Source organism: Alteromonas sp. PRIM-21 (assembly GCF_027563165.1).
Classification (GTDB): domain Bacteria; phylum Pseudomonadota; class Gammaproteobacteria; order Enterobacterales; family Alteromonadaceae; genus Alteromonas; species Alteromonas macleodii_A.
On sequence record NZ_JADOEK010000008.1, the window covers coordinates 31,631 to 57,839 of the forward strand.

The window sequence follows — 26,209 nt, forward strand, 5'->3', positions numbered from 1 at the left end:
AAACTTATCGCTTCTTGGATTGGATATGTAAATAACAAAATAAAGTCGTTATAAGAAAAGGGGCAAATACTTTTATAGAGAAAACTATAGTCGCATTGGCATAATTACATATAACGCGGCATCATCAGCATCATCTTCAATGAGCGCACTCGCATTTGAATCAGACAGGCTTACTTTTACGCCATCAGAGCCTAACGCATTTAAAACATCAATGAGATAGGCAACATTAAAGCCTATTTCTAAATCATCGCCCTGATACTGAACATCAACGATTTCTTCTGCTTCTTCTTGCTCTGGGTTATTTGCCGTTATTTTAAGTTCAGCAGAAGAAAGGTTTAATCGTACACCTCTGAACTTTTCATTAGATAATATTGCAGCCCGTGAAAATGCATCTTTTAGGACCGCTTTACTCGCAATAATTTCCTTGTCACCATTCTGAGGTAAGACACGGCGATAGTCTGGGAACCTACCATCTACTAATTTTGAAGTGAAAATAAAATCGTTTGAAAATATGCGTAGGTGATTAGCACCAATTTGTACTTTTAGCGATTTGTCATCTTCGCTAATAAGACGAGAAATTTCTAATACACCTTTACGAGGAATAATCACTTGGCGAGCCGGTAACGCAGTTTCATAGTTTAAACGGCAAAGTGCTAAACGGTGACCGTCAGTAGCAACGGTTCGAATAATATTCTCTTCCGTTTCAAGAGACATACCGTTTAGATAGTAGCGCACATCTTGTTGCGCCATAGAAAAGCTGGTTGCGTCGATGAGACGTTTCAAGTCACTACACGTTAATTCAAATTCGACCTCGCCTTCCCAATCTTCAAGATTTGGATAGTCGTTAGCAGATAACGTAGAAAGTGTGTAGCGACCTCGACCCGCGCGAACAAGCGCTTTGCTTCCGTCCAAAGAAAAATGAATGTCTGTTCCTTCAGAAATACCACGGATAATATCAAACAGCTTTTTAGCTGGAACAGTAATTTCACCTTCGGTGAATTCGCCCTCTAGCTTTACACTAGAAATTAGCTCGACCTCTAAATCTGTACCGGTAAGCCAAAGTGCGTCCTCACTAACTTTAATAAGAACGTTAGAAAGAATTGGCAACGTATGTCGACGCTCAACAGCACCTGACACTAATTGTAGGGGTTGTAAAAATTGTTCGCGGCTTATAGAAAATTTCATCGCAGTGCTATCTCGCCTCTAAAGTCGTGTTGTTAGGAAGACAAAGTCCTAATGAGGTTCTTATAGTCCTCTTTTATATCATGACTTTCTTCTCTTAGCTGCTCTATTTTTCTACACGCATGCAAAACGGTAGTATGGTCCCGCCCACCAAACGCATTACCTAATTCAGGCAAACTGTGATTAGTTAGCTCTTTAGCCAGCGCCATCGCTACTTGGCGAGGTCGTGCTACACTACGACTACGGCGTTTAGACAAAATATCAGCTACTTTTATCTTATAATAATCGGCAACAGTTTTCTGAATATTATCAACGGTTACCAACTTTTCTTGAAGCGCTAATAAATCGCGTAGGGCTTCACGTACGAAATCAATAGTAATTGGGCGGCCCGTAAAGTTCGCATTTGCAATAACTCGGTTCAAAGCGCCCTCTAGCTCACGTACATTCGAGCGTAACCGCTTAGCGATAAAGAACGCTACTTCATTAGGTAAATGTATGCGGTTTTCAGCTGCTTTACGCATCAAAATTGCAACACGAGTTTCTAGTTCAGGTGGCTCAATAGCAATTGTTAAGCCCCAACCAAAGCGCGACTTCAATCTATCTTCTACCCCGTCAATCTCTTTGGGATATCTATCAGAGGTCAAGATAATTTGCTGGTTACCTTCTAAAAGAGCGTTAAACGTATGGAAAAACTCTTCCTGCGAACGCTCTTTATTTGCAAAAAATTGAATATCATCGATAAGTAGCGCATCGACGCTTCGATAGAAACGTTTAAAATCTTCTATAGCATTATTTTGAAGCGCCTTAACCATATCTTGTACAAAGCGCTCAGAATGCATATAAACAATTTTGGCATCGCCATTGTTTGCCACAATACCATTGCCTACCGCATGCAATAAGTGAGTTTTACCTAAACCTGTTCCACCATAGATAAACAATGGGTTATAAGAGCCGCCGGGATTATTGGCAACTTGAGTCGCCGCCGCGCGTGCTAGTTGGTTAGATTTACCCTCGACGAAATTATCGAACTGATACGTCGGATTAATATTACTCTTATGTTTCATCGCTTCAGGGATCGGGATCACCTTTGGCGGCGTTGACGATCGTGGCGCATGATTACCGTAATGATTTTGACCATTAGGATCTACATTTCTTGCAGCTGTATTATTCTGATCAGCTTGCTGTGAATAAGCGCTAAGATCCTTATTCTGATCTTTATAGCCTAAGTGATCACCACCGTTAGACCCCATCGCCGCATTACTCTCTTGAGGTAAGGTAGGCTGACGCTGATACGATGAATGCTGAACCTGGGTCTCGTCGTTGCGGTTAGTAAATTGTGGCGCGCTGTAATTCGAATTAGACGCCTGATTCGGTGAATTCACAGTAGTAGTATTATTGGTGTAGCTGCCACCATCTGTACTATGTACTGAACCAGCGGCATTACCCGCTGTCGGCTGAGAGCGATTTACGCTATTGCGACTCATCACCTCTAAACGCAACTGGGGTGCATCGGCTCCAGCAAATTCCCTTAGCAGAGCAGTAATATTATTTAGGTACTTGTCTCTTACCCAATCAAGCACAAAACGATTGGGAGCATATAGTGCTACAACACCGCCCTGCTCTTCACAAACAAGCGGTCGTATCCACATACTAAATTGCTGCGTAGGTAGTTCTTGACGCAGTCTTTCAAGACATTGGTTCCACAAGGACATGGTACGTTGTTAGCTCCCTTAACTCGCTAAAAAACCACCCTTTTGAAAGCCAAGCATAGAATAGCAGGCACTGAAGCGCGCCATTAGAAGAAAATAGCGTTGGAGGTGTAGAGTAGCAGCGAGAAATTTAAGTTTTCGTTTTAATCGCTGTGGATTATCTTACGTTATCAACACAATGTAAATGGCGATCCCGATCGATCTTTTCGATCAAAAACCTAAGTCGTTGAATTAATGGACATTAACCTTTAGATCAAATCTAACTATAACAAGAAAAAATCATTCTAAATTTCACTAAGAAAACCGCTAGATCACCTTGCAATTTATATCTAACGTTATGTTTTTCACAATCCGCTGTGGATAACCTGAGTCAAATTTATGCGTTATTCACAAGTAAATTGTGTAAAAAACAGTGTTATCGTTCAAAAAACAGCATAAATTGTTCACTTATTCGTCCGAAAAGCAAGAATATCCATTGACAGCAGGCCCCGAGATCTCTAGAATTCAGCGTCCTTTTTCGATGGGCTTTTCTGGTGAAAACACCACATTGTTCTGGCAACAGTATAATGTGTTACCAAAAACGCCTATGTTTAACTAAATATAAGTGAGACTTTGGTCATGAAAAGAACATTTCAACCGAGCAATCTAAAGCGCAAGCGTTCTCACGGTTTTCGTGCTCGTATGGCGACTAAAAATGGTCGTAAAGTACTAGCAGCTCGCCGTGCAAAAGGCCGCGCTCGTCTTTCTGCTTAATTAGAAAGACGCCAAAAGTGGGTGAGAATAATTTTTCAAGGGAGTTGCGTCTGTTAACTCCCACCCACTTTACCTATGTGTTTGATGACGCAATCCCTGCTGTATCCCCCTCTTTTACTGTTCTAGCTCGAAAAAATACACTCTCTAATCCTCGTTTGGGTATTACGCTTGCTAAAAAACGTATTCGTAAAGCTCACGATAGAAATCGGTTAAAGCGATTAGTCAGAGAAAGTTTTCGGCATAAGCAGCACAACTTACCCAATGTCGATATTATCGTTATTGGCAAGTCAGGCGCTGACAACCTTAGCAACCAAGAAGTTTTCGCTACATTGGACAAGCTATGGAAAAAATTAAACAAGCGTTGCGGCAACTCTTAATTGCTGTGCCTTTGGCCTTGATAAAATTTTATCAATGGTTCATTTCCCCTATATTAGGGCAACGATGTCGTTTCCATCCTTCTTGTTCTTGGTATGCTATAGACGCATTAAAAACACACGGATTAGTAAAAGGCGGTTGGTTATCTATTAAACGCATATTAAAATGCCACCCTTTGCATGCCGGCGGATATGATCCAGTGCCGGAAAAACAACAAGATAAACACTCAAAATAAAGAGACCTCTATGGAATCGCAACGTAGTTTTCTGATAATTGGCCTAGCGCTAGTTAGCTTTTTGCTTTGGCAATCATGGCAAAAAGATTATGGGCCGCAGCCAGTTGTGCCTGTTGAGCAACAACAAACGCAAGAAACATCACAAGGTGTACCTTCATTTGATGACAATGGTAGTGAAGATGTACCTAGCAGTGATAGCGTGCCCGCTGCACAGCCTATTGCTGCGGCGCAAAACACAAACCGTATTATTGAAGTAAAAACCGATACGCTTGATTTACGCATCGATTTGTTAGGCGGTGATGTAGTATCAGCAGACTTACTTAAGTTTCCAGTAGAGCAAGGTTCAGACATTCCTTACAGCCTGCTTCGCTCTGGGAACGGTCTATATGTTGCCCAAAGCGGTCTTATTGGCGCACAGGGCCCAGATGCAAGCAGCAGTGGCCGCCCTGTTTACAACGCGCAAAATGAATTCTATGAAATGACGGGCGACACCCTTGTTATTCCTCTTACTTGGAAAAATAATCAGGGCTTGGCTATCACCAAAACCTTCACTTTCACTAAAGGTCACTACGACGTAAACGTAAGTTATAGTGTTGAAAATGGTACCGGCAGCGCAGCAACGGTTCAGCCGTACGCACAGCTTAAGCAAGTGATGGAGTTTGAAGACGACGGTAACATGTTTATGCCAACGTACCGTGGTGCTGCTTATTCAACAGAAGACGATCGCTACCAGAAGTACTCGTTTGACGAGATTGAAGATGACAACCTTCGCGAAACCACAAAAGCGGGTTGGGTTGGCATGCTTGAACATTACTTTGTGTCAGCGTGGGTACCTTCACAAGAACAAACCAATACGCTTTATTCACGTAACTTAAAAAATCAGTACGCAGTAATTGGTGTGTTATCACCTTCTGAAAGCGTTGCTCCTGGTGAAACTAAAACGATTGCGTCTACCCTATACATGGGCCCGAAAGACCAAGATAAGCTTGCCAATATTGCTCGCGGTTTAGACCTGACTGTTGATTACGGCATTCTATTTTGGATTTCACAACCGCTGTTTGCCCTGCTTACCTTCCTGCATAGCTTAGTTAATAACTGGGGTGTGGCAATTATCCTTATCACTATTGTAGTGAAAGGCGCAATGTATTGGCTAACCAAGAAACAATATGAATCAATGGCGCGCATGCGCAACCTAGCGCCTAAGATGCAACAACTTAAAGACCGCTTTGGCGATGACAGACAGAAAATGTCACAAGCCATGATGGAGCTATACCGCAAAGAAAAAGTAAACCCGATGGGCGGCTGTTTACCCCTTCTTCTGCAAATGCCTATCTTCCTAGCCCTTTACTGGGTACTAATGGAAAGTGTTGAACTACGCCATGCAGACTTTGTGCTTTGGATCACTGACCTTTCTACAAAGGACCCATACTTTGTACTGCCTATTCTAACAGGCGCAAGTATGTACCTATTGCAAAAGCTTCAGCCGACCACCATTACTGATCCAATGCAGCAAAAAATCATGCAGTGGATGCCGGTAGCAATGAGTGTTTTCTTCCTGTGGTTCCCTGCAGGTCTGGTACTATACTGGCTAGTAAGTAACGTGATTACCTTGGTTCAAGCCAAAATGATTTATGCTTCCATGGAGAAGCGGGGCATCAGCAGTAAATAACACGCTGATCAATAAATTATACAGCCCGCCTATGCGGGCTGTTTTGTCTTAAAAGATAGAGGATTAACCTGTGCCATCATTTGATATTGTTTCAGAAATCAACATGGAAGAAGTTCGTAACGCCACCGAGAACGCAAGCCGAGAGCTATCAACGCGTTTTGACTTTCGCGGCATTGACGCGAGCTTTGAGTACAAAGATAAAACCGTGGTTATGAAAGCCGAAGCTGAATTCCAACTTCAGCAAATGGAAAGTATGTTTAGAACGGCGATGTCTAAGCGCAATGTAGACACCTCTTCGATGGATGTGAAGCCTTATGACGCTCACGGTAAAACTTATCGCCAAACCATTGCGTTTAAAGAAGGTATTGAGCAACCAACAGCAAAGAAAATTGTAAAGCTTATCAAAGACGCCAAAATCAAAGTGCAAACGGCTATTCAAGGCGAAGAACTTCGCGTAACAGGCAAAAAGCGTGATGATTTACAGCAGGCAATTGCGCTAGTTAAAGAGTCGAACTTAGGTCAACCTTTTCAATTTAAGAACTTCCGCGACTAATTTATGGAATCACTCACCCTTTCTACCGACACCATTACCGCACAAGCAACGGCCCCGGGTCGTGGCGGCGTGGGTATAGTGCGCGTATCAGGCCCAAAAGCTAAAGCTATTGCTGAGGCATTAGTACCTAGCGCGCTCACACCTCGTCTTGCAACCTATACACCGTTTATTGACGCCAATAACAGCGTAATAGATCAAGGCATAGCCCTATTTTTTAAAGGCCCAAATTCATTTACCGGAGAAGATGTACTTGAATTACAGGGCCATGGCGGTCAGGTAGTGATGGATATGCTGATTGATGCTGTACTAGCTACAGGTCATGCTCGCTTGGCCAACCCGGGTGAATTCAGTGAACAGGCCTTTTTGAATGATAAGTTAGATCTTGCACAGGCAGAGGCAATTGCCGACTTAATTGATGCAAGCTCGAAACAGGCAGCGAAAAGTGCACTGCGTTCACTACAGGGTGAGTTTTCCACACAAATCCAAACGTTGTCTGACCAAATTGTACATCTTCGTATGTACGTAGAGGCCGCCATTGACTTTCCTGAAGAAGAAATCGACTTTTTGTCTGATGGAAAAGTATCGGGTGATTTAAGCGCCATCATGCAGAGCCTTACTAAAGTGCGCGAGCAAGCCAAGCAAGGAACCTTGTTGCGTGAGGGTATGCAGGTGGTGATTGCGGGGCGCCCTAATGCGGGTAAGTCGAGTTTGCTAAATGCCTTAGCCGGACGGGACAGCGCTATTGTTACTGATATTGCCGGTACTACACGCGATGTACTCAAAGAGCACATTCACATTGATGGTATGCCGGTGCATATTATCGATACTGCAGGTCTTCGTGAAAGCCCAGATAAAGTAGAGCAAATAGGCATTGAGCGTGCGTGGCAAGCTATTAACGAAGCTGACCATGTGTTGTTTGTTGTGGATTCTACCGCAACGTCAGTTATTGACCCTTATGAAATTTGGCCAGAATTTATGGCGCGCTTGCCACAAGGCATCCCCGTTACCGTAGTTCGCAATAAGGCTGACCTTAGTACTTTAGATATAGGACAAAGCACGGTTGCTACCAAACAAGGCGATATCTCAGTGATCAACCTATCTGCTAAAGAAGGTAGCGGCGTCGACACGCTAAAAGCACATCTGGCAAAAACTATGGGCTTTGACACTACAACGGAAGGTCAATTTATTGCGCGCAGACGACACATAGACGCACTCGACCAAGCCTACAGTTATGTAAGCACAGGCGAACAGCAGCTACATGACGCCATGGCCGGTGAATTATTGGCTGAAGAGTTACGTTTGGCTCATCAGGCGCTATGTGAGATAACTGGTGAGTTCACATCCGACGACCTCCTTGGCAAGATTTTTTCGTCGTTCTGTATCGGCAAGTAGCGTAACCAATAAAGTGTTAAGTAAGATGGTAAATAACCTAACGGATAAGACTTACTTGCGTTAAGACGACAATTGTAAATAGAGAAGTAACCCATTAATGAGCAAGCACTTTGAAATCATTGTTGGCACCATGTTAGGTGCCGCAGAGTACGTGGCAGATGCCATTGCAGAAAAACTTGATGCAAGCGGGCACACCTACACTATTCATGCTGAACCGAGTTTAGAAGAGATCAATACGGACTCAAACTGGATCGTATGTACGTCGACCCATGGTGCAGGTGAACTACCTGACAATATCCAACCGTTTGCAAAACAGCTAGAAAATGCTGATCTAAGCTCAGTTAACGCCTACGTTATTGGTCTGGGCGACACCAGCTACGACACCTTTTGTTTCGGTGCGAAAGAAATGGAGAAGCACATAAAAAACGCTGGTGGTGCATTAATCACTGATGCCCTTTACATCGATGTGCTTGAACATCCTATTCCTGAAGATGCTGCAGTAGAATGGTTTGAAGAAAAGCTGGCAAATGCTTAACAACACCATCAATGTGGACATTGCACTATGAACAGCAATCTTACCCAAGCTGAACTCGCTGCACTACAGTCCCCTCTTTCTAACGACTGTAGGGTCCTTTATTTACTGGGCCTTCGCCCAAATGCGAATTCAGCGACCACATCGTCCGCGCCTATTGATTACAAGCAGCTATTAAATTTACTAAACGGCGACGCCAAAGAAGAACCATATCAGCGTGGCCGCCAGGTCAACAGTTTAGTAAGACAGCTAGAACAAGTGGGTTTGGTAGCCCTGCCCCTTGAGCTTGACCTTGAACACACAATTAATGGGAAAACCCTTCTTCTTCCGCTTTTAAGCGAGCCGCAGTCAGACTTTGAACAGCTTCATGCTCGTCATAGTGCCATGAGCCCACATTGGACGCCTAATAAAGCGCTGTTTGAAGAAATGGCCTCCCTACTTGGTATTATCGACAAAACATTCGATGATAATGAGGTGGGTGAATTCATCGCCTACTGGTTGGGAAGACCGAGTTCTGTGTTTAGTGAATTTCAATGGACGCAAAAATTCGCTAACAATATCAAGAGAAAGCGCTTGGCTTCAGGCTATGCTCCAACAAAAGTGGTAGGAACGCAGCAAGTGAAAGTTGCAGCCGGCATAGAAGCAGATGATAATGCAAGAAAGCTGGTTGAAAAGTATGCCGCAACAAAGAAGAGTTAATTCATTATGGATCGTATAACTGACAAAATTGCTAATCTTGCTAAAGCGCTTAAAAAAGATGTCGATCCCAATGGTGAGTACATCGACTACAAAACGCTGCGCAAGCAGTATGAAGCGAAAGCTAACGAGGAAGTATCACAACTACAGCAGCGCAGTAAGAAAGCGCGTGTAGAAGCTATCCATGGCCGTTCTGACTTAAATCCGAAGTGGACGTTTGCCAACTTGGTGGAAGACAGTGATGATGTGATAGAAGCGGTTTCTATTGCACAGTCGTTTATTGCTGCTCATGATGATCCAGCGTGGCGCCAAAGTGGCTCTCATATGATGATTTTCTACGGCGATTATGGTCGTGGTAAATCTCATATTGCAGGTGCTATTGCCCATCAACTTATCGAGCAATATGAGATCTCTGTGCTATACCGTCAGCTTTCGACTCTGCTCGAAATGCGCAATTTTTCTTTTGATTTCTCTGCAACCGATAATGCTAGTCAGCGTTTCAGAGAAATTAACCAAGAACTTTTAGACGTGGATTTGCTTATTTTAGATGAGGTCTGTGTTAACGAATCAGCACTTAAGAAAAACGCACAGAGTTGGTTTGGGAACTTACTCAGACAGCGCTTAGTGAACAAGAAAAACTGTATATTAATCACTAATCACAACTTAGCCGAACTAGAAAATGCCCTTGGTCGTTATTGTTTCGAATCGATTAAAGAGTACGACACTTACAAGGTTCGATTCCAAGGCCCAAGCCGCCGTGAAGGCCTAACTATCGAACAAGAGGATATGCAAGGTTCTGTAGCACAGCCACGCTATCAACCTAACCAGGTGCGCTAACAGCACCTGGTTTACACTCTTCAATCAATTGCCCATTCTTCGTTTTGTCCTTTTGAAACGCTTCTTCTCTTTACAGTTTGTGTTATACGAATCCGCATTCCCACGCTTCGTTAGGAAACTCGCCAGCGCCTTCTGAGTGGGTAATTATCTATGCGGATTGGTATTAATTGAGATTGGATCAATCAATCTGTTGTCCAGTCGTTCAATCACATAATGCTGTTCCAAAACGTAGATACACACATCGATCCCGTTAATTTATACCGTTGAATCACCTTACTGCTTCATATTCTGCTTTAAAATGTGACTGTATTTTGGGCAGTGCAGATATTTTTATTGAGAGAAATAGCTAATTTTGAAGAAAATAATTTCGTTGTTTATAAAATTGCGCACTTTTATTAAAAGACACATTAACGAGATCTGGCGATCTAATCACAGCTTTTGGAAAAGATCTCCTCCACAATAAGATCACGCTATAACACGCGCAGTTACACGATCTTTAGATCATAATACATAAATAGCAAACATTTTATCCCCAGTTGGATCACATCTTGATCACCCCTGTGGATAGGATCCTACAAACCACTGTGTATAAGCTTTGATCCAAAAAAGTATAACTTTTAAAACAAATCAGGGTGTGGATAAAAAGGCTATTTATACACAAGTTTGAAGTAGGGTTATGGATCGGGGTTTCCCAATGTTATTGATCGCGTAACTTGATGATCTTTATATCCTTTGATCGGTTACCCACAGATCTTCATGATCCTAATAAAAGTAAAAATAAACAGATCTAAAAGAGATCTTAAGATCTTATAATCCGATCACACCTTTTCAAAAACAGGTTTTGAGGAAAATTTAATCATTTTCTTTATCCAATAAGTCAGATAAAATACGCGCCCTTTTTTCGACAGTCTTTACTTGAGAAAAATTAGTTTTTAATCGGCTTATCGTAAGTTAATAGTGAGGTTTAACCATGTTTTATGCTGAAGCATTTGATGTCATCGTTGTAGGTGGTGGACATGCAGGTACAGAGGCGGCACTTGCAGCTGCTCGCATGGGAGCAAATACGCTTTTGCTAACTCACAATATCGAAACGATCGGTCAGATGTCCTGTAACCCAGCAATCGGCGGGATCGGTAAAGGCCATCTTGTAAAAGAGATCGATGCGTTAGGCGGCGCTATGGCGCTGGCCATCGACAAAGGTGGAATTCAATTTAGAACATTGAACTCTTCAAAGGGCCCAGCAGTACGCGCTACTCGTGCACAAGCTGATCGCACGCTGTATAAAAATGCTATTCGTGACATTGTTGAAAACCAAGAAAACCTGACGTTATTCCAACAAAGTGTGGATGATCTTATTGTTGAAAACGATCAGGTTTGTGGTGTGGTTACGCAAATGGGGCTGAAATTTAAAGCTAAGTCAGTCGTGCTCACAGTAGGCACCTTCCTTGGCGGCACCATTCACATTGGTCTTGAGAACTATCGTGGCGGTCGTGCGGGCGATCCACCGTCTATTGCTCTTGCAGAAAGACTTCGTGCGCTTCCATTTCGCGTTGAGCGTTTAAAAACCGGGACGCCAGCAAGACTTGATGCACGCTCATTAGATTTTTCTGTGATGCAACCTCAGCCTGGTGACAATCCAACGCCGGTATTCTCTTTTATGGGTGATAGAAGTATGCACCCTACCCAGATCCCGTGTTACATCACACATACCAATGAAAAAACTCACGATATTATCCGCGGTGGATTAGATCGCTCACCCATGTTCACTGGTGTTATCGAAGGTATTGGACCGCGCTATTGCCCAAGTATCGAAGATAAGATCACCCGTTTTGCAGACAAGACATCGCACCAAATTTTTGTTGAGCCAGAAGGCTTAAACAGTATTGAAGTTTATCCAAATGGTATTTCAACCAGTTTACCATTTGACGTGCAGATGGACCTTGTCCGCTCGATCAAAGGTTTTGAAAATGCGCACATTGTTCGCCCGGGTTATGCCATTGAATATGATTTCTTTGATCCACGCGACCTAAAACAAACGCTGGAAACCAAGTTTATTCGAGGTTTGTTCTTTGCTGGCCAGATTAACGGTACCACTGGCTATGAAGAAGCCGGTGCGCAAGGCTTGGTTGCTGGCGCAAACGCAGCGCTGCAGGTTCAAGAAAAAGACCCGATGATTTTACGCCGAGACCAAGCATACATGGGCGTGCTTATCGATGACTTAGCTACTATGGGTACGAAAGAGCCGTACCGCATGTTCACTAGCCGTGCTGAATACAGACTTCTGCTTCGCGAAGACAATGCCGATAGCCGTCTAACCGCAATGGGCCGAGAGATTGGTCTTGTTGATGATGCGCGCTGGGCGAAGTACAACGAGAAGATGGAAGCGGTAGAAAGTGAGCTACAGCGTTTACGCGGGCAGTGGATCCACCCTGATCACGCGGCAACGCCAGAACTCAATACCATGCTTAAAAATCCGGTGAGTCGTGAACATTCTCTTGAAGAGCTGATCCGCCGACCTGAAATGACCTACAGCCAGTTAATGGAAATTGAAAGTGTTGGCCCTGGTCTTGAAGATCCGATCGCCGCGGAGCAAGTGGAAATTCAAATTAAGTACGCTGGCTACATTGCCCGACAAATGGATGAGATCGCGAAAACGCAGCGACACGAAAATACCCTGCTGCCGGTTGATATGGACTTCAGCAAGATTTCCGGCTTGTCGAACGAGGTTGTAGCCAAGTTAACCGAAGCCAAACCGGAAACTATCGGTAAAGCATCGCGTATTTCGGGTATTACCCCGGCGGCCATCTCTTTACTGCTGGTTTACCTTAAAAAACACGGCATGTTGCGCAAGCAAGAGAAAATTAGTGCGTAAAACACGCGCTTGATTCATCAAGCTATTCGCAGCGCTTAGTTTTTCCTATTTATTCGCGTATTATGCTAGTTATAATTGCCTAAACTATGCGAAAACTAGAAAAACTAGGCGCTTTTCATACAGTTCTATTGTTCCTCTTTACTAGCCTCATGCGGCTTTTATTCAAAGTACATTTGATTTGTACGTGAATAAGTCGCATTGATCAGCGATGGTAAAAGTGTGACAAATGCATAAAACAAATTGCGGTTCGCCGCTAATATTTATGTTAAAGACTAAGTTAAGATAAAGACTTCAACGCGAACAGACAGATTTTTCAATGACGATACAGCAAGAATTGCACACCATTTTGGTTTCTGGACTTGATGCTCTTTCACTTGATCTGAGTGACAAGCAACATCAACAGTTAGTCGACTATGTGCTGCTTATGGATAAATGGAACAAGGCGTATAACCTCACATCCGTTCGGGATCCAAAGCAAATGATGGTAAAACATATTCTGGACTCGTTAGCGATTGTCCCTTTTCTTGAGGGTGACAATATCATTGATGTTGGTACAGGCCCTGGCCTTCCAGGTATGCCTTTAGCCATCGCTTTTCCAGATAAATCTTTTACGCTGCTTGATTCATTAGGTAAACGTGTACGATTTATGACGCAATGTGTGCATACACTTGGGTTAACTAACGTAACTCCAGTACAAAGCCGCGTAGAGGAGCATAATGGCGACACGCCTTATGATATTGTGCTAAGTCGAGCTTTCGCTTCGCTAAAAGATATGTTGCACTGGTGTCAGCATCTGGTAGATTCTGAAGGGCAATTTTTGGCGCTTAAAGGTCAGTTTCCAAAAGATGAGATAGAAGAAGTGAGCGATCACTTCCATGTGAGTAAGACAGAAAACCTCACTGTGCCAAATTTAGTAGGCGAAAGACATCTGGTTTGGCTTAAAAAGAAATAGCCAAAAAATAGAAAAAGACGAAAACAGGATCTAACGTGGCTAAGGTAATCGCGATCGCGAATCAAAAAGGTGGTGTTGGGAAGACAACCACCGCAGTTAACGTGGCAGCGTCAATGGCAGCAACCAAACGCAAGGTGTTGCTAATTGATCTCGATCCACAGGGTAATGCCACCATGGGAAGCGGCGTTGATAAATACGACGTCGAGTCTACGGCATTTGAATTGTTGATTGAAGAAAAGCCGATTAACGACGTTATCGTTAAAGCGACAAGCGGTAAGTATGATCTCATCGCCGCGAACGGTGATGTAACCGCAGCAGAAATTAAGCTGATGGAAATGTTTGCCCGTGAAGTAAGGCTTCGCAATGCGCTAAAGCCAGTTATGGACTATTACGACTTTGTTTTTATCGACTGCCCGCCTTCACTCAACCAGTTAACCGTGAACGCCTTAGCTGCAGCTGACTCGGTAATGGTGCCTATGCAGTGCGAATACTATGCACTTGAAGGGCTTACGGCCCTTATGGATACTATTCAAAAATTGGCATCAGTGGTGAATCCTGAATTGAAGATTGAAGGCGTATTGCGTACTATGTACGACCCGCGCAATCGCCTAGCTAACGACGTTTCAGAACAGTTGAAGCGCCATTTTGGTGAACAGGTTTATCGTACGGTTATTCCGCGCAATGTTCGTTTAGCTGAAGCGCCAAGTTTTGGTGCGCCAGCGATGTACTATGATAAGTCATCGACCGGTGCTAAAGCTTACCTAGCATTGGCCGGCGAAATACTGCGCCGTAGGGACAAAACATCGCCTAAACAGGCAAAAGCTAGTTAAACACAATAAGCTGAATACCATCAGCACATGCCATAGAGGACACTATGTCAGCACGTAAAAGAGGCCTTGGCCGCGGTTTAGATGCGCTACTCGCAACCAGCCAATCATCTGCTCAGAAAGAACAAGATGTCGCCGAGGTAAATTCAACCAACGGTGAGTTAAGTAAACTGCCTATTGAATACTTAGTGCCAGGCAAATATCAGCCTCGTAAAGACATGTCGCCTGAGGCATTAGAAGAATTGGCCTCGTCAATTCGAGCTCAAGGTATTATTCAGCCTATCGTAGTTAGAAAAGTCGACGAACACCGTTATGAAATCATTGCTGGTGAACGTCGCTGGCGCGCTTCACAGCTGGCACAACTAGACGAAGTGCCGTGCTTAGTCAAAAACGTACCTGATGAAGCCGCCGTTGCCATTGCTCTTATCGAAAATATTCAGCGTGAAGACCTTAACGCAATGGAAGAAGCACAGGCTCTGGACCGTTTAATGAGCGAATTTGCGTTAACTCATCAAGAGGTAGCCGAAGCAGTGGGCAAATCACGCACCACGGTGACAAATTTACTTCGTCTAAACAATTTGAACGACGATGTGAAGCTCCTGGTTGAACATGGCGACATTGAAATGGGTCATGCTAGAGCGCTGTTAGCGCTAGAAGGTGAAACTCAGTCAGAAACGGCGCAAGTAGTATCAGGCAAAGGGTTAACCGTTCGCGATACCGAAAAGCTTGTGAAAAAGCTATTAGAGCCCGCTAAACCAAAGCCTGAGAAGAAAGTTGATCCTGATGTTCAAAATCTTATGACTCGGCTTTCAGAAAATTTAGGCACGCCTGTGGTCATCGACCATAACGCTAAAGGCAAAGGTAAGCTAACGATAAGTTTTAGCGACCTTGAACAATTAGATGGAATTATCTCTAAAATTCAATAGTTTATGTTGATAACAGCCGAAGTGGTTCCCTTGCCGACCCGCAATTGAAATGCTGTCCGTCACTAACAGCGGACACTATCCTTTCCGGTTATAGCAATAGAAAATTTTCAGAATAACTTTCAAAAAGCGTTGTACTGTTGAAAATTGTCGGTAAAACAGTATACTTCTGACGCTTTTTGTAAGACGTGAACAAGCTGCGAGTAAAAGTGACGAACAAGTTAGCAAAACGCGGGTTAAAACTCGCAAAAAAAGGGCTACTTTTTCAGGCTGTCACGGCCCTATTCGTTACGGTCATCGCAGGCGCCGCAGGAGGAAGTCATTCCGCTATGTCGGCAGCGGCAGGCGCTTTAATCAGTATCCTGCCCAATAGTGTTTTTATGGCTTTCGCGTTTCGATACGCAGGTGCAAGTAAAAACGACCTTGTTGCACGAAGTTTTAGCCAAGGCTCAAAATTGAAGCTGGCACTGACAATCATTTTATTTGTAATTGCTTTTAAAGGTTTAAACGCCACGCCATTAGAAATTTTCATGGCATTTGTGATTACAACAGCTAGCCACGGGTTAGCTATGTTTCATTACGGTACGAAACAATAAAGACAATGCAAGGCATTGCGATAACGAAAACCATGTGTTCGACCGAATGAGATATAAGAACCAGTCACCAAATTTTTACACTTTACAACTTGGGTTAAACAATGGCATCTGAATATACTACCTCAGAATACATCAAGCACCACTTGACCAATGCCACCATGTGCTCAACTGACAACGGAATTGCTTTTAATAAAGCGTGTTCTGATGCCGGTTTTTGGGCATGGCATGTTGATACACTGGCATGGTCTATTGGTCTTGGTCTTCTTTTCTTAATCATTTTTAGAAGCGTTGCATCAAAAGCGACAACGGGCGTACCTGGCAAGATGCAGGCGTTTGTTGAGCTTGTAGTCGAGTTCGTTGACGACAACGTGAAAAGCACCTTCCACGGTAAGAGCGCGCTCATCGCACCATTAGCATTGACTATCTTCGTTTGGGTATTGTTAATGAACCTTATGGACTTGGTGCCAGTTGATTTAATCCCATGGGTATCTGGTCTTATTGGCCAAGCAGCTTTTGGTATGGATCCGCACGACGTTTATAACAAGGCAGTTCCAACTACTGACCTAAACCTAACGTTCGCTCTGGCTTCAGGCGTGTTTATCCTTATTCTTTTCTATTCAATCAAGATGAAAGGTATCGGCGGTTTTGCGAAAGAGCTAACTATGCAGCCTTTTGGTCACCCAATTTTCATTCCGGTGAACTTCATTCTTGAAACCGTTACTTTGCTAGCGCGTCCGCTTTCACTAGCGCTGCGTTTGTTCGGTAACCTGTACGCAAGTGAGCTAATCTTCATTCTTATTGCAACGATTGGCTACTTCCAGCTTCCACTGCACTTCATGTGGGCTGTATTCCATATTTTGGTTCTTCCGCTTCAAGCGTTTATTTTCATGATGTTAACCATCGTGTACTTAAGCCTAGCGTGTGAAGAGCACTAAGCATTAACGGGTGTCGATCCTAATTTGTAATCGGCACCGTTTTTACAGAGTTTGACTTTTAAACATTAACTTTAAATTTAACTTAAATCGGAGACGTAAATGTTATACATCGCTGTTGCACTACTGATTGGTCTTGGTGCCCTAGGTACCGCTATTGGTTTCGGTCTACTAGGTGGTAAATTCCTAGAATCTGCTGCTCGTCAACCTGAACTAGCACCTCAACTACAAGTTAAGATGTTCATCGTAGCGGGTCTTATCGACGCCATCGCGATGATCGGTGTTGGTATCGCTCTATACCTATTGTTCGCTGTTGGTGCCTAATATTACTAAACACTTTTTTAGCGAACTTTAAGAGGAGGGGCGATTGTGAATTTTAACGCCACTTTTATTGGTCAATTAATCGCCTTCGCTGTGTTCGTGGTGTTCTGCATGAAATATGTATGGCCTCCACTAATGGCAGCGATTGAAGAACGTCAGAAGAAAATTGCCGATGGGCTTGAAGCTTCTGAACGTGCAGAGAAAGACCTAGAGCTTGCTCAAGCGAAAGCTACTGAGCAATTGAAAGATGCGAAAGCGCAAGCAGCTGAAATTATCGAGCAGGCTAAAAAGCGTGCCAACCAACTGGTTGACGATGAAACGCAAAAAGGTCATGCGGAACGCGAAAAAATTATCGCTTCTGGTTATGCCGAGATTGAAGCTGAACGCAATCGTGCCAAAGAAGATTTGCGCAAGCAGGTTTCTGCACTTGCAGTAGCTGGCGCACAGCAAATCTTACAACGTGAAATCGATGCTAACGCACAAAACGACATTGTTGAAAAACTTGTCGCTGAGCTTTAATTGGGAGATGAGCCATGTCTGAATTGACTACTGTTGCTCGTCCTTATGCTAAAGCTGCTTTCGATTTTGCTGTCGAGAAAAATGCCGTTGCAAAATGGCAAGAAATGCTCACCTTTGCAGGTGAAGTAGCAGTAAATGAAGATATGCACCAGTTGCTAACTGGTGCTATCGCCGCTGATACGCTAGCCGACATTTTTAACAATGTGTGTGGTGAGCAACTCGACGAACACGGTCAAAACCTAGTAAAGGTTCTGGCTGAGAATAAACGTTTAGCCGCGTTGCCTGAAATTTCTACTTTGTTTGACGCATTTAAAGCGGATTACGATAAAGAAGTAGAAGTGGACGTAACCTCAGCATCTACGCTGACTGATGCCCAAACAAATGAATTGGTAGCATCTTTGGAAAAACGTTTGGCACGTAAAGTGAAGCTTAATTGTAACGTGGACCCTGCCCTGATCGCTGGAATGGTAATAAATGCCGGTGATACAGTAATTGATGGTTCCGTAAAGTCGAAATTGAACCGTCTAGCAGACGCGTTGCAAGCATAACGGGGATAAGAGCATGCAACTTAATTCCACTGAAATTGCTGAACTGATCAAGAAAAGAATTGAACAGTTCAATGTAAGCAGTGAAGCACGTAATGAAGGTACTATCGTCGCAGTAACTGACGGTATTATCCGCATTCATGGCCTTGCAGATGTAATGCAGGGTGAAATGATTGAGCTTCCTGGAAGCCGTTACGCAATTGCACTAAACCTTGAGCGAGACTCTGTAGGTGCAGTTGTTATGGGTCCTTACGCGGACCTGAAAGAAGGCGATAAAGTACAATCTACTGGCCGTATTCTTGAAGTACCAGTAGGTAACGCACTTCTTGGTCGTGTTGTAAACACACTAGGTGAGCCTATTGATGGTAAAGGCGCAATCGATGCAGCTGGTTTCGAGCCAGTTGAAAAAATTGCTCCTGGCGTAATTGAACGTCAATCAGTAGACCAGCCTGTACAAACTGGTTATAAGTCAGTTGATGCCATGATCCCAGTAGGTCGTGGTCAGCGTGAGCTTATCATCGGTGACCGTCAGTGCGGTAAAACAGCAATGGCTGTTGACGCTATCATCAACCAAAAAGGTACAGGCATTAAGTGTGTGTACGTAGCGGTTGGTCAGAAAGCGTCTACTATCGCTAACGTAGTACGTAAACTAGAAGAGCACGGTGCCCTTGACCACACTATCGTGGTTGCAGCATCTGCTTCTGAGTCTGCAGCGCTTCAATACCTAGCGCCTTACTCTGGTTGTACTATGGGTGAATACTTCCGTGACCGCGGTGAAGATGCGCTAATCGTATATGATGATTTGTCTAAGCAAGCTGTTGCTTACCGTCAAATCTCACTACTACTTAAGCGTCCACCAGGCCGTGAAGCTTACCCAGGTGACGTATTCTACCTTCACTCACGTCTACTAGAACGTGCTGCACGTGTAAACGAGCAATACGTTGAGCGTTACACTAATGGCGAAGTGAAAGGTAAGACAGGTTCATTGACTGCGCTTCCTATTATCGAAACGCAAGCTGGTGACGTATCTGCATTCGTACCAACTAACGTAATCTCAATTACCGATGGTCAGATCTTCCTAGAAACTGACTTGTTCAACGCAGGTATCCGCCCAGCGGTTAACGCTGGTATCTCGGTATCTCGTGTTGGTGGTGCTGCACAGACTAAAATCATCAAGAAATTGGGTGGCGGTATCCGTCTAGCCCTAGCTCAGTATCGCGAACTTGCGGCGTTCTCGCAGTTTGCTTCTGACCTTGATGATGCAACTCGTGAGCAACTTGAGCACGGTGAGCGCGTAACTGAGCTAATGAAGCAGAAGCAGTACGCTCCACTATCAATTGCTAACATGGGTGTATCTCTGTTCGCGGTAGAAAAAGGTTTCCTTAAGGGTATCGAGCTTAACAAAATCCTAGATTTTGAAGCCGCTCTTCACTCTTACATGAACAGCGAACACGCTGACCTTATGAAGACTATCAACGAATCAGGTAACTACAACGACGAGATTGCCTCTAAGTTGAACGACGCTTTAACAAACTTTAAAGCGACACAAACTTGGTAATCAATGGTGCTGGTGTTTAACCACCAGCGCAATTCGTTGAGTAATCGGAGAGATAGTCATGGCCAGCGGTAAAGAAATAAAAGGTAAGATTGGGAGTATCAAAAATACTCAAAAGATTACCAGTGCGATGGAAATGGTTGCTGCGTCTAAAATGAAAAAGGCGCAGGAACGTATGGCTTCTGGCCGTCCATATGCACAAAATATGCTTAAAGTGATTGGTCACATTGCAAACGGTAACCTTGAATATCGCCATCCATATTTGGAAGAGCGTGAAGTCAAGCGCGTCGGTTACATTGTGATTTCCACTGACCGAGGCTTATGTGGTGGCTTGAACACCAATGAATTTAAGCTCGTCACCCAAGACGTCAAAAAATGGCGTGAACAGGGTGTAGAAGTGGATTTCGCTGCATTAGGTTCTAAAGCGTGCAGTTTCTTCAACCGCTTTGGTGGCAAGTTGCTTGCTGCTGAATCTGGTTTAGGTGACAAGCCGTCTGTGAGCGATGTAGTGGGTGTTGTACGCGTTATGCTTAAAGCGTACGACGAAGGACAAATTGACCGAGTATTCTTGGTATACAATGACTTCGTTAACACCATGACACAGAAACCTGTGATCAATCAGTTATTGCCTTTGCCAAAGTCAGAAGACGAAGAATATCAACATCGTTGGGACTACATCTACGAGCCAGATCCAAAAGAAATTTTGGAAGCACTAATGGTTCGTTACATTGAGTCTCAGGTGTATCAGGGTGTTGTAGAAAACGCGGCGTCAGAACAAGCTGCGCGAATGGTTGCCATGAAGGCAGCAACCGACAACGCCGGTAACCTTATTGATGAGTTACAACTGGTATATAACAAAGCGCGTCAGGCTGCAATCACACAAGAAATCAGTGAGATTGTTAGCGGTGCCGCAGCGGTGTAGGCAAAGGTTTAAAAGAGATAACGAGGACAAATTATGAGTCAAGGTAAGGTCGTCCAAATCATTGGCGCCGTTGTGGACATTGAGTTTCCACAAGATGCGGTACCAAGAGTTTATGACGCACTACGAGTTACCGAAGGTGACTTGTCAGGTCTAACCCTGGAAGTGCAACAGCAATTAGGTGGCGGTGTTGTTCGTGGCATCGCACTAGGTACTACTGACGGACTAAAACGTGGTCTTACAGTAGAAAATACCGGTAATCCAATCATGGTTCCAGTTGGTACGAAAACACTAGGTCGTATCATGGACGTATTGGGTAACCCAATCGACGAAGCAGGCCCAATTGGTGAAGAAGAGCGTATGTCTATTCACCGTGAAGCGCCTAGCTACGAAGATCAGTCTAGCTCGGTAGAACTACTAGAAACTGGTATCAAAGTAATCGACTTGGTTTGTCCATTCGCTAAGGGTGGTAAAGTTGGTCTATTCGGTGGTGCGGGTGTAGGTAAAACCGTAAACATGATGGAACTTATCCGTAACATCGCAATCGAGCACAGCGGTTTCTCAGTATTCGCAGGTGTTGGTGAGCGTACTCGTGAGGGTAACGATTTCTATCACGAAATGAACGATTCAAACGTACTTGATAAAGTATCGCTTGTATACGGTCAGATGAACGAGCCACCGGGTAACCGTCTACGTGTTGCACTTACCGGTCTAACGATGGCTGAGAAGTTCCGTGACGAAGGTCGTGACGTTCTATTCTTCGTAGATAACATCTATCGTTATACTCTAGCAGGTACTGAAGTATCAGCACTTCTAGGTCGTATGCCATCTGCGGTAGGTTACCAGCCTACTCTTGCAGAGGAAATGGGTGTACTTCAGGAACGTATTACGTCAACGAAGACTGGCTCAATCACGTCAATCCAAGCGGTATACGTACCTGCGGATGACTTGACTGACCCATCTCCAGCGACAACCTTTGCTCACTTGGATGCAACGGTAGTACTTTCTCGTGATATCGCCTCTCTTGGTATCTACCCTGCGGTAGACCCACTAGATTCAACGTCTCGTCAGCTAGACCCACTAGTAATCGGTCAAGAGCACTACGACGTAGCACGTGGCGTACAGACTGTTCTTCAGCGTTATAAAGAGCTGAAAGACATCATCGCGATCCTAGGTATGGACGAACTATCTGAAGAAGACAAGCAAGTAGTATCACGTGCTCGTAAGATTCAGCGTTTCCTATCTCAGCCGTTCTTCGTAGCAGAAGTATTTACTGGTGCACCTGGTAAATATGTTTCTCTAAAAGACACAATCAGTGGTTTTAAAGGCATTCTAGACGGTGAGTATGATCACCTTCCAGAGCAAGCCTTCTACATGGTTGGTTCTATCGAAGAAGCGCTAGAGAAAGCCAAGAAAGCATAATAGCGGGGCTAGCATTAGCTAGCCTAGCATCATGCTAACGTACCTAATCAGGAGGTTCACATGGCAATGACAGTACATTTGGACGTAGTAAGCGCGGAGAAAGCGATTTTCTCAGGACGCGTTGAATCGATTCAGGTGACAGGTAGCGAAGGTGAATTGGGTATTAACCCAGGTCACGCGCCACTTATCTCTGCTATTAAACCTGGTATGGTGCGTTTGGTTAAACAGCACGGTGAAGAAGAAGTTATCTATGTTGCAGGTGGTGTACTAGAAGTACAGCCTAACAACATTACCGTACTGGCTGATACCGCGGTTCGAGCTGAAGATCTTGACGAGCAGGCAGCACAAGAAGCCAAACGACGTGCAGAAGAGCACATCGCCAATCCAGGCGCTGACTTTAACTATGCAGAAGCAGCTCACGAGCTTGCAGAAGCAATTGCACAACTTCGTCTTATTCAGAAGTTACGCAAGTAAAAAGCACAGCTTTGAAAAAACCCGCCAACTGGCGGGTTTTTTATTGTCGAACGAAAAGTAAACGTTCACATCCCCTTACGTTTATTTATATTGCTTACGCAGGCTTTAACGCTTAAGGTTGTGTTGTTATCAGTAGCCCATGGGTATGCTTCTTTCGAGTTTATAAAATTTATTGAAAGCAAGAAGAGCTACCTTTAAATAATTATTTAAATAATGAAACTAAATCCATATTCAAATGCGCATAACGGTGTATTTATAGGATTGTATCCATTCTTATTGGTTGTTGTTCTTCTAGTTGTACACTACGTTAGTGGTGCTTTAGCGCTGGATAGTGACGGAAGCGTTCGCGAACAGAGAGACTTTAACTCAGCAATTGGCATGACTTTGCTTTCAGGGTATTTTTGGTTTTGTTTACAATTGAATCATAAGAATGTACTAAGCACTCTGATCTCAATGTTGGTAAAAACAAATCAGTTGAGTCATTTGAGTCAGCATAGGCAAAAACTTTTCACAAAATTTCAGCTACACATCATAAATAGCCTCATTACTGCTGTTTTTGCGACTGTAACGTACGTAATTATAGAAAACCTCCTTTTTTCCGAGGTAAAGTGGTATCAATACGTGATTACAGGATGTGCAGTACTTTTTTGGTTTTTGTTTTTTCTCTTTTTAATTCAATCAACGTCAAACGTAAACTATTTAAAAAAGTACGTACTAAGTCAGACTGAGAACTACATTGACTATTTAAACTCTCTCTCCTCTTTGGCCCGTTTATCCTTAATTAACGCGACTTTGTCCATTGGAGCATTTTCTCTTTTCCCAATATTTTGGGTTAACAAAAACGTTCCTTTTTTAGATATTGCTATGACATTACTGTTTTTATCCATTATCGCGTTTTACCTATTTCATCCTGTTCTAAAATTACACTCTCAGTGGCTTCAAGGTAAAAATAAAAAGTGCGAAGAACTTAATGTATTAGTAAATAAAGAGATATCTTCAGAAACGCTAGTGCTAGTCCAGCAAGACTTAGAAAGGATAAACTCGCTATCGATGAACCTATTCGGGGTTAAAGATAAAATAAGGTTTATTGCTTGCGTGTTATTAATAACTATATCTTGGGGTATGGTTTTAATTTTCTCCCCCAGCTTCAAAGGGCATTGATAAAAGCCGTACCTAATTTTTCTTATGAAAAAAACTGACTTACTAGAAAACTTAACGTATCCGGTACTACTCGTAACCTCCATGATCGTACTACACATTATTGGCGGCACCATACAGTTAGATATCGCCTCTCTGGATGCACAGAGAGATTTTAATACTGCAATCGGAACATCACTGCTTAGTGGCGCGTTTCTTTTATCTATTAGAGTCATTCAAAAGAGTGTTGCCAAGCATCTTTTGCTTATCCTTGAATTAACTAAACGACGTCATGATTTTTGGCGACATAGAAAAGCTTTGTCAGAGCAGTTTAAAAAACACCTAATTTGGTCAGTGTCCTTAGGTTTTATAATGCCTATTTTGTACATGGTAACTGAAGGACTTATCTCAAGAATTAACGAGAAAGAAGTTTTTATCGTTGCAGTGGGCGCAATACCTTTCTGGTTACTCATGTCCCTATTTATATTTCAAATAACGACAGTGAATCGGCATCTTAGGAAGTTTCTTAATACTGAAGGAATGGAGCTTATTGTTAAAATAAGGATGTATAAAAGTGTAATAACCGTTGCCGCTATCACTATAGCCACAACATTATTGGTGTTCTTGATAATGCCCGTATTTTGGATAAATTTATCGGTTCATCTGTTTGATATGGTTTTTATATCTTCATTATGCCTGTTTTTAACACTCCTACTCGTTTCGCCGTTAATCAATTATTATCGTAGATTAGGTAAGACAAAGCTTTTACTGGCGAGCGATTTAGATAGAAGGATAGATCGCCTAATCAAAGAAAGCGTGACGTCAGAAAGAAGCAAAGAAATAGAATATTTACTTGGCCTGAAAGAAAAATACTGCAATTCTAATTTTACTGCGTGTATAGATAAAGGTTAATGTAGCTAAGTGAATCAGCGAGCTTAAGCTGGAACACTTGCATGTTGCCTTCTACCTAACTGTATTGAGATTACCACTGTGCGAATATACGGCGATAAACGTTCTGGAAACTGCTATAAACTCGAATTGCTTCTTTCTCTATTAGGCAAAGCCTGTGAATGGGTTGATGTTGATATTATGAAGGGGGAGACCAGAGCGCCGTCCTTTCTTGAAAAAACGCCTAACGGTAAAATTCCCATACTTGAACTCGATGACGGAAGGGTGTTGTCAGAGTCAAACGCTATCATGCATTACCTTGCTTCTAATACGCCCTACGTTCCCTCTTCCCCCTATCACTTTGCGCAACTGTTACAGTGGCAGTTTTTCGAACAGTATAGCCACGAACCCTATATCGCCGTTGCCCGCTACATCAATATCTATTTAGGGTTGCCTGATGACAGAAAAGCGGAATATGAGTCTAAGCAAGCGGGTGGATACCGAGCGCTTGAGGTAATGGAACATCAACTTAACAACACACCCTACTTGATAGGCGATACCATTAGCTTAGCTGATATATCACTGTTTGCTTATACCCATGTAGCTCATGAAGGCGGCTTCGACTTGTCGGCGTACCCTGCTATTCGCCATTGGATAAGTTTAATTAAAGAGCACAAAGGCTTTATACCAATGAACATTTAGAAAGGCCTGTGGCCTTCTAATCGTTAGATTTGTCTTCTATGGGACTTTGGCCCTTGCCAATGATTTTGTAAGGCACACTGTGCTTCGTGAAGTGCAGATACGTCGGTTTTTTCTAAACAACTTATCGCATAGGCAGTCGCTTCGAGTGTAGAGAGCGCGTAGTCTAATTTTGTGTGGCGGATTGCATAATTAGACGTTGGCGCCGATGAAAAGTGAAATGTAGGCAAAGTAGCGAGCCATGGATGTTGTTTAACTATGCCGAATGCCTGTTTCCAACTGCCGTCTATTAACAACAAGGTAGACAATTGCTTTAGTCTTTCTGGTGCAGTTCTTTCTATCGGCATACTGGTATCACTGGGATATATGAGTGCTGTATGTTCTAGAGAGCACTCGTTGGGCAAGCTACCCATAGCTTGCGCATCATTTGTAAGAACAATACGACTTGTTGGAATACACAAAGAAATTAGCCTTGCAGTATTTTTCGCATGATAGGCTTCTTTTTCATGCTGAATAATGATGATATTCAACGACGTATTCACGGTGCTAATATGGGCGCAGATACACGTTACTTCGGGGTATCCACATTTTTTACAATAAAGGCGCATTACCTAATTTCTCTACCTTTTTTTACAATGTTAACTGCGTTCATTTATCGCAATCACCTATTTAACAGCGCAATTTACCAGATAGGA

General features: G+C 43.3%; 28 protein-coding genes. 25 read left to right on the top strand and 3 right to left on the bottom strand.

Annotated features, from left to right (window positions below; all coding sequences use genetic code 11):
• Positions 1–84 precede the first annotated feature (84 nt).
• Positions 85–1,185: a DNA polymerase III subunit beta gene (gene dnaN / locus IW644_RS12195; RefSeq protein ID WP_269917837.1), complete on the bottom strand. Its 1,101-nt coding sequence runs from the start codon at positions 1,183–1,185 to the stop codon at positions 85–87.
• A 32-nt stretch (positions 1,186–1,217) separates the two neighbouring features.
• Positions 1,218–2,894, bottom strand: coding sequence for a chromosomal replication initiator protein DnaA (gene dnaA / locus IW644_RS12200; RefSeq protein ID WP_269917838.1), 1,677 nt, complete (start codon positions 2,892–2,894; stop codon positions 1,218–1,220).
• Between the two features lie 615 nt (positions 2,895–3,509).
• On the opposite strand from dnaA, the gene rpmH reads away from it, so the two are divergent.
• The 25 genes from rpmH to IW644_RS12325 all read left to right on the top strand — a co-directional run bounded on the left by rpmH (position 3,510) and on the right by IW644_RS12325 (position 25,517).
• Positions 3,510–3,644 carry a 50S ribosomal protein L34 gene (gene rpmH, locus IW644_RS12205; RefSeq protein WP_014290886.1) on the top strand — a complete coding sequence of 45 codons (135 nt, stop codon included), beginning with the start codon at positions 3,510–3,512 and terminating at the stop codon, positions 3,642–3,644.
• Positions 3,645–3,661: 17 nt separating this feature from the next.
• Complete coding sequence (gene rnpA, locus IW644_RS12210) at positions 3,662–4,021, top strand: ribonuclease P protein component (protein ID WP_179985106.1); 360 nt, start codon at positions 3,662–3,664, stop codon at positions 4,019–4,021.
• The gene (yidD, locus tag IW644_RS12215) at positions 4,006–4,254 is read left to right on the top strand and encodes a membrane protein insertion efficiency factor YidD (protein ID WP_205422076.1); all 249 of its coding nucleotides are present in this window, start codon (positions 4,006–4,008) and stop codon (positions 4,252–4,254) included. The genes rnpA and yidD overlap by 16 nt, the downstream gene beginning before the upstream one ends.
• Positions 4,255–4,264: 10 nt before the next feature.
• Positions 4,265–5,923, top strand: coding sequence for a membrane protein insertase YidC (gene yidC, locus IW644_RS12220; protein ID WP_269917839.1), 1,659 nt, complete (start codon positions 4,265–4,267; stop codon positions 5,921–5,923).
• Between the two features lie 70 nt (positions 5,924–5,993).
• Complete coding sequence (locus tag IW644_RS12225; protein ID WP_269917840.1) at positions 5,994–6,476, top strand: YajQ family cyclic di-GMP-binding protein; 483 nt, start codon at positions 5,994–5,996, stop codon at positions 6,474–6,476.
• Positions 6,477–6,479: 3 nt separating this feature from the next.
• Positions 6,480–7,868, top strand: a complete 1,389-nt coding sequence (gene mnmE, locus IW644_RS12230; RefSeq protein ID WP_269917841.1) for a tRNA uridine-5-carboxymethylaminomethyl(34) synthesis GTPase MnmE — start codon at positions 6,480–6,482, stop codon at positions 7,866–7,868.
• A 97-nt stretch (positions 7,869–7,965) separates the two neighbouring features.
• Entirely contained in the window at positions 7,966–8,403 is a 438-nt protein-coding gene (gene mioC, locus IW644_RS12235; protein WP_269917842.1) for an FMN-binding protein MioC, read from the top strand.
• Between the two features lie 27 nt (positions 8,404–8,430).
• Positions 8,431–9,099 (top strand): DnaT-like ssDNA-binding domain-containing protein, encoded by a 669-nt coding sequence (locus tag IW644_RS12240; protein WP_269917843.1) that lies wholly within the window; start codon positions 8,431–8,433, stop codon positions 9,097–9,099.
• Between the two features lie 6 nt (positions 9,100–9,105).
• Positions 9,106–9,933, top strand: a complete 828-nt coding sequence (locus IW644_RS12245) for an ATP-binding protein (RefSeq protein WP_071960318.1) — start codon at positions 9,106–9,108, stop codon at positions 9,931–9,933.
• 970 nt (positions 9,934–10,903) lie between these two features.
• Positions 10,904–12,805: a tRNA uridine-5-carboxymethylaminomethyl(34) synthesis enzyme MnmG gene (gene mnmG / locus IW644_RS12250; protein ID WP_269917844.1), complete on the top strand. Its 1,902-nt coding sequence runs from the start codon at positions 10,904–10,906 to the stop codon at positions 12,803–12,805.
• Between the two features lie 316 nt (positions 12,806–13,121).
• A complete protein-coding gene (gene rsmG / locus IW644_RS12255; protein WP_179985100.1) occupies positions 13,122–13,757 on the top strand; it encodes a 16S rRNA (guanine(527)-N(7))-methyltransferase RsmG in 636 nt (211 codons plus the stop codon).
• Positions 13,758–13,792: 35 nt separating this feature from the next.
• Complete coding sequence (locus tag IW644_RS12260) at positions 13,793–14,587, top strand: ParA family protein (RefSeq protein ID WP_179985099.1); 795 nt, start codon at positions 13,793–13,795, stop codon at positions 14,585–14,587.
• 44 nt (positions 14,588–14,631) lie between these two features.
• A complete protein-coding gene (locus IW644_RS12265) occupies positions 14,632–15,510 on the top strand; it encodes a ParB/RepB/Spo0J family partition protein (protein WP_179985098.1) in 879 nt (292 codons plus the stop codon).
• Positions 15,511–15,716: 206 nt separating this feature from the next.
• Entirely contained in the window at positions 15,717–16,103 is a 387-nt protein-coding gene (locus IW644_RS12270; RefSeq protein ID WP_269917845.1) for an ATP synthase subunit I, read from the top strand.
• 101 nt (positions 16,104–16,204) lie between these two features.
• Complete coding sequence (gene atpB / locus IW644_RS12275; protein ID WP_120962294.1) at positions 16,205–17,038, top strand: F0F1 ATP synthase subunit A; 834 nt, start codon at positions 16,205–16,207, stop codon at positions 17,036–17,038.
• Positions 17,039–17,137: 99 nt separating this feature from the next.
• The gene (atpE, locus tag IW644_RS12280; RefSeq protein ID WP_012520222.1) at positions 17,138–17,359 is read left to right on the top strand and encodes a F0F1 ATP synthase subunit C; all 222 of its coding nucleotides are present in this window, start codon (positions 17,138–17,140) and stop codon (positions 17,357–17,359) included.
• Between the two features lie 45 nt (positions 17,360–17,404).
• Positions 17,405–17,875: a F0F1 ATP synthase subunit B gene (gene atpF / locus IW644_RS12285; protein WP_269917846.1), complete on the top strand. Its 471-nt coding sequence runs from the start codon at positions 17,405–17,407 to the stop codon at positions 17,873–17,875.
• A 14-nt stretch (positions 17,876–17,889) separates the two neighbouring features.
• Entirely contained in the window at positions 17,890–18,423 is a 534-nt protein-coding gene (gene atpH / locus IW644_RS12290; RefSeq protein WP_025257159.1) for a F0F1 ATP synthase subunit delta, read from the top strand.
• Between the two features lie 13 nt (positions 18,424–18,436).
• A complete protein-coding gene (gene atpA / locus IW644_RS12295) occupies positions 18,437–19,978 on the top strand; it encodes a F0F1 ATP synthase subunit alpha (protein WP_269917847.1) in 1,542 nt (513 codons plus the stop codon).
• Between the two features lie 58 nt (positions 19,979–20,036).
• Positions 20,037–20,897, top strand: coding sequence for a F0F1 ATP synthase subunit gamma (atpG, locus tag IW644_RS12300; RefSeq protein WP_269917848.1), 861 nt, complete (start codon positions 20,037–20,039; stop codon positions 20,895–20,897).
• Positions 20,898–20,930: 33 nt separating this feature from the next.
• Positions 20,931–22,316: a F0F1 ATP synthase subunit beta gene (atpD, locus tag IW644_RS12305; RefSeq protein WP_012520216.1), complete on the top strand. Its 1,386-nt coding sequence runs from the start codon at positions 20,931–20,933 to the stop codon at positions 22,314–22,316.
• A gap of 60 nt (positions 22,317–22,376) precedes the next feature.
• Positions 22,377–22,790 carry a F0F1 ATP synthase subunit epsilon gene (locus IW644_RS12310; RefSeq protein ID WP_012520215.1) on the top strand — a complete coding sequence of 138 codons (414 nt, stop codon included), beginning with the start codon at positions 22,377–22,379 and terminating at the stop codon, positions 22,788–22,790.
• A 213-nt stretch (positions 22,791–23,003) separates the two neighbouring features.
• Complete coding sequence (locus IW644_RS12315; protein WP_269917849.1) at positions 23,004–23,951, top strand: hypothetical protein; 948 nt, start codon at positions 23,004–23,006, stop codon at positions 23,949–23,951.
• A gap of 81 nt (positions 23,952–24,032) precedes the next feature.
• Complete coding sequence (locus IW644_RS12320) at positions 24,033–24,839, top strand: hypothetical protein (protein WP_269917850.1); 807 nt, start codon at positions 24,033–24,035, stop codon at positions 24,837–24,839.
• Positions 24,840–24,917: 78 nt separating this feature from the next.
• Positions 24,918–25,517 (top strand): glutathione S-transferase family protein, encoded by a 600-nt coding sequence (locus tag IW644_RS12325; RefSeq protein ID WP_118491064.1) that lies wholly within the window; start codon positions 24,918–24,920, stop codon positions 25,515–25,517.
• Between the two features lie 23 nt (positions 25,518–25,540).
• Here IW644_RS12325 and IW644_RS12330 read toward each other — a convergent pair whose 3' ends face one another.
• Positions 25,541–26,122 carry a tRNA-uridine aminocarboxypropyltransferase gene (locus IW644_RS12330; RefSeq protein ID WP_269917851.1) on the bottom strand — a complete coding sequence of 194 codons (582 nt, stop codon included), beginning with the start codon at positions 26,120–26,122 and terminating at the stop codon, positions 25,541–25,543.
• Positions 26,123–26,209 lie beyond the last annotated feature (87 nt).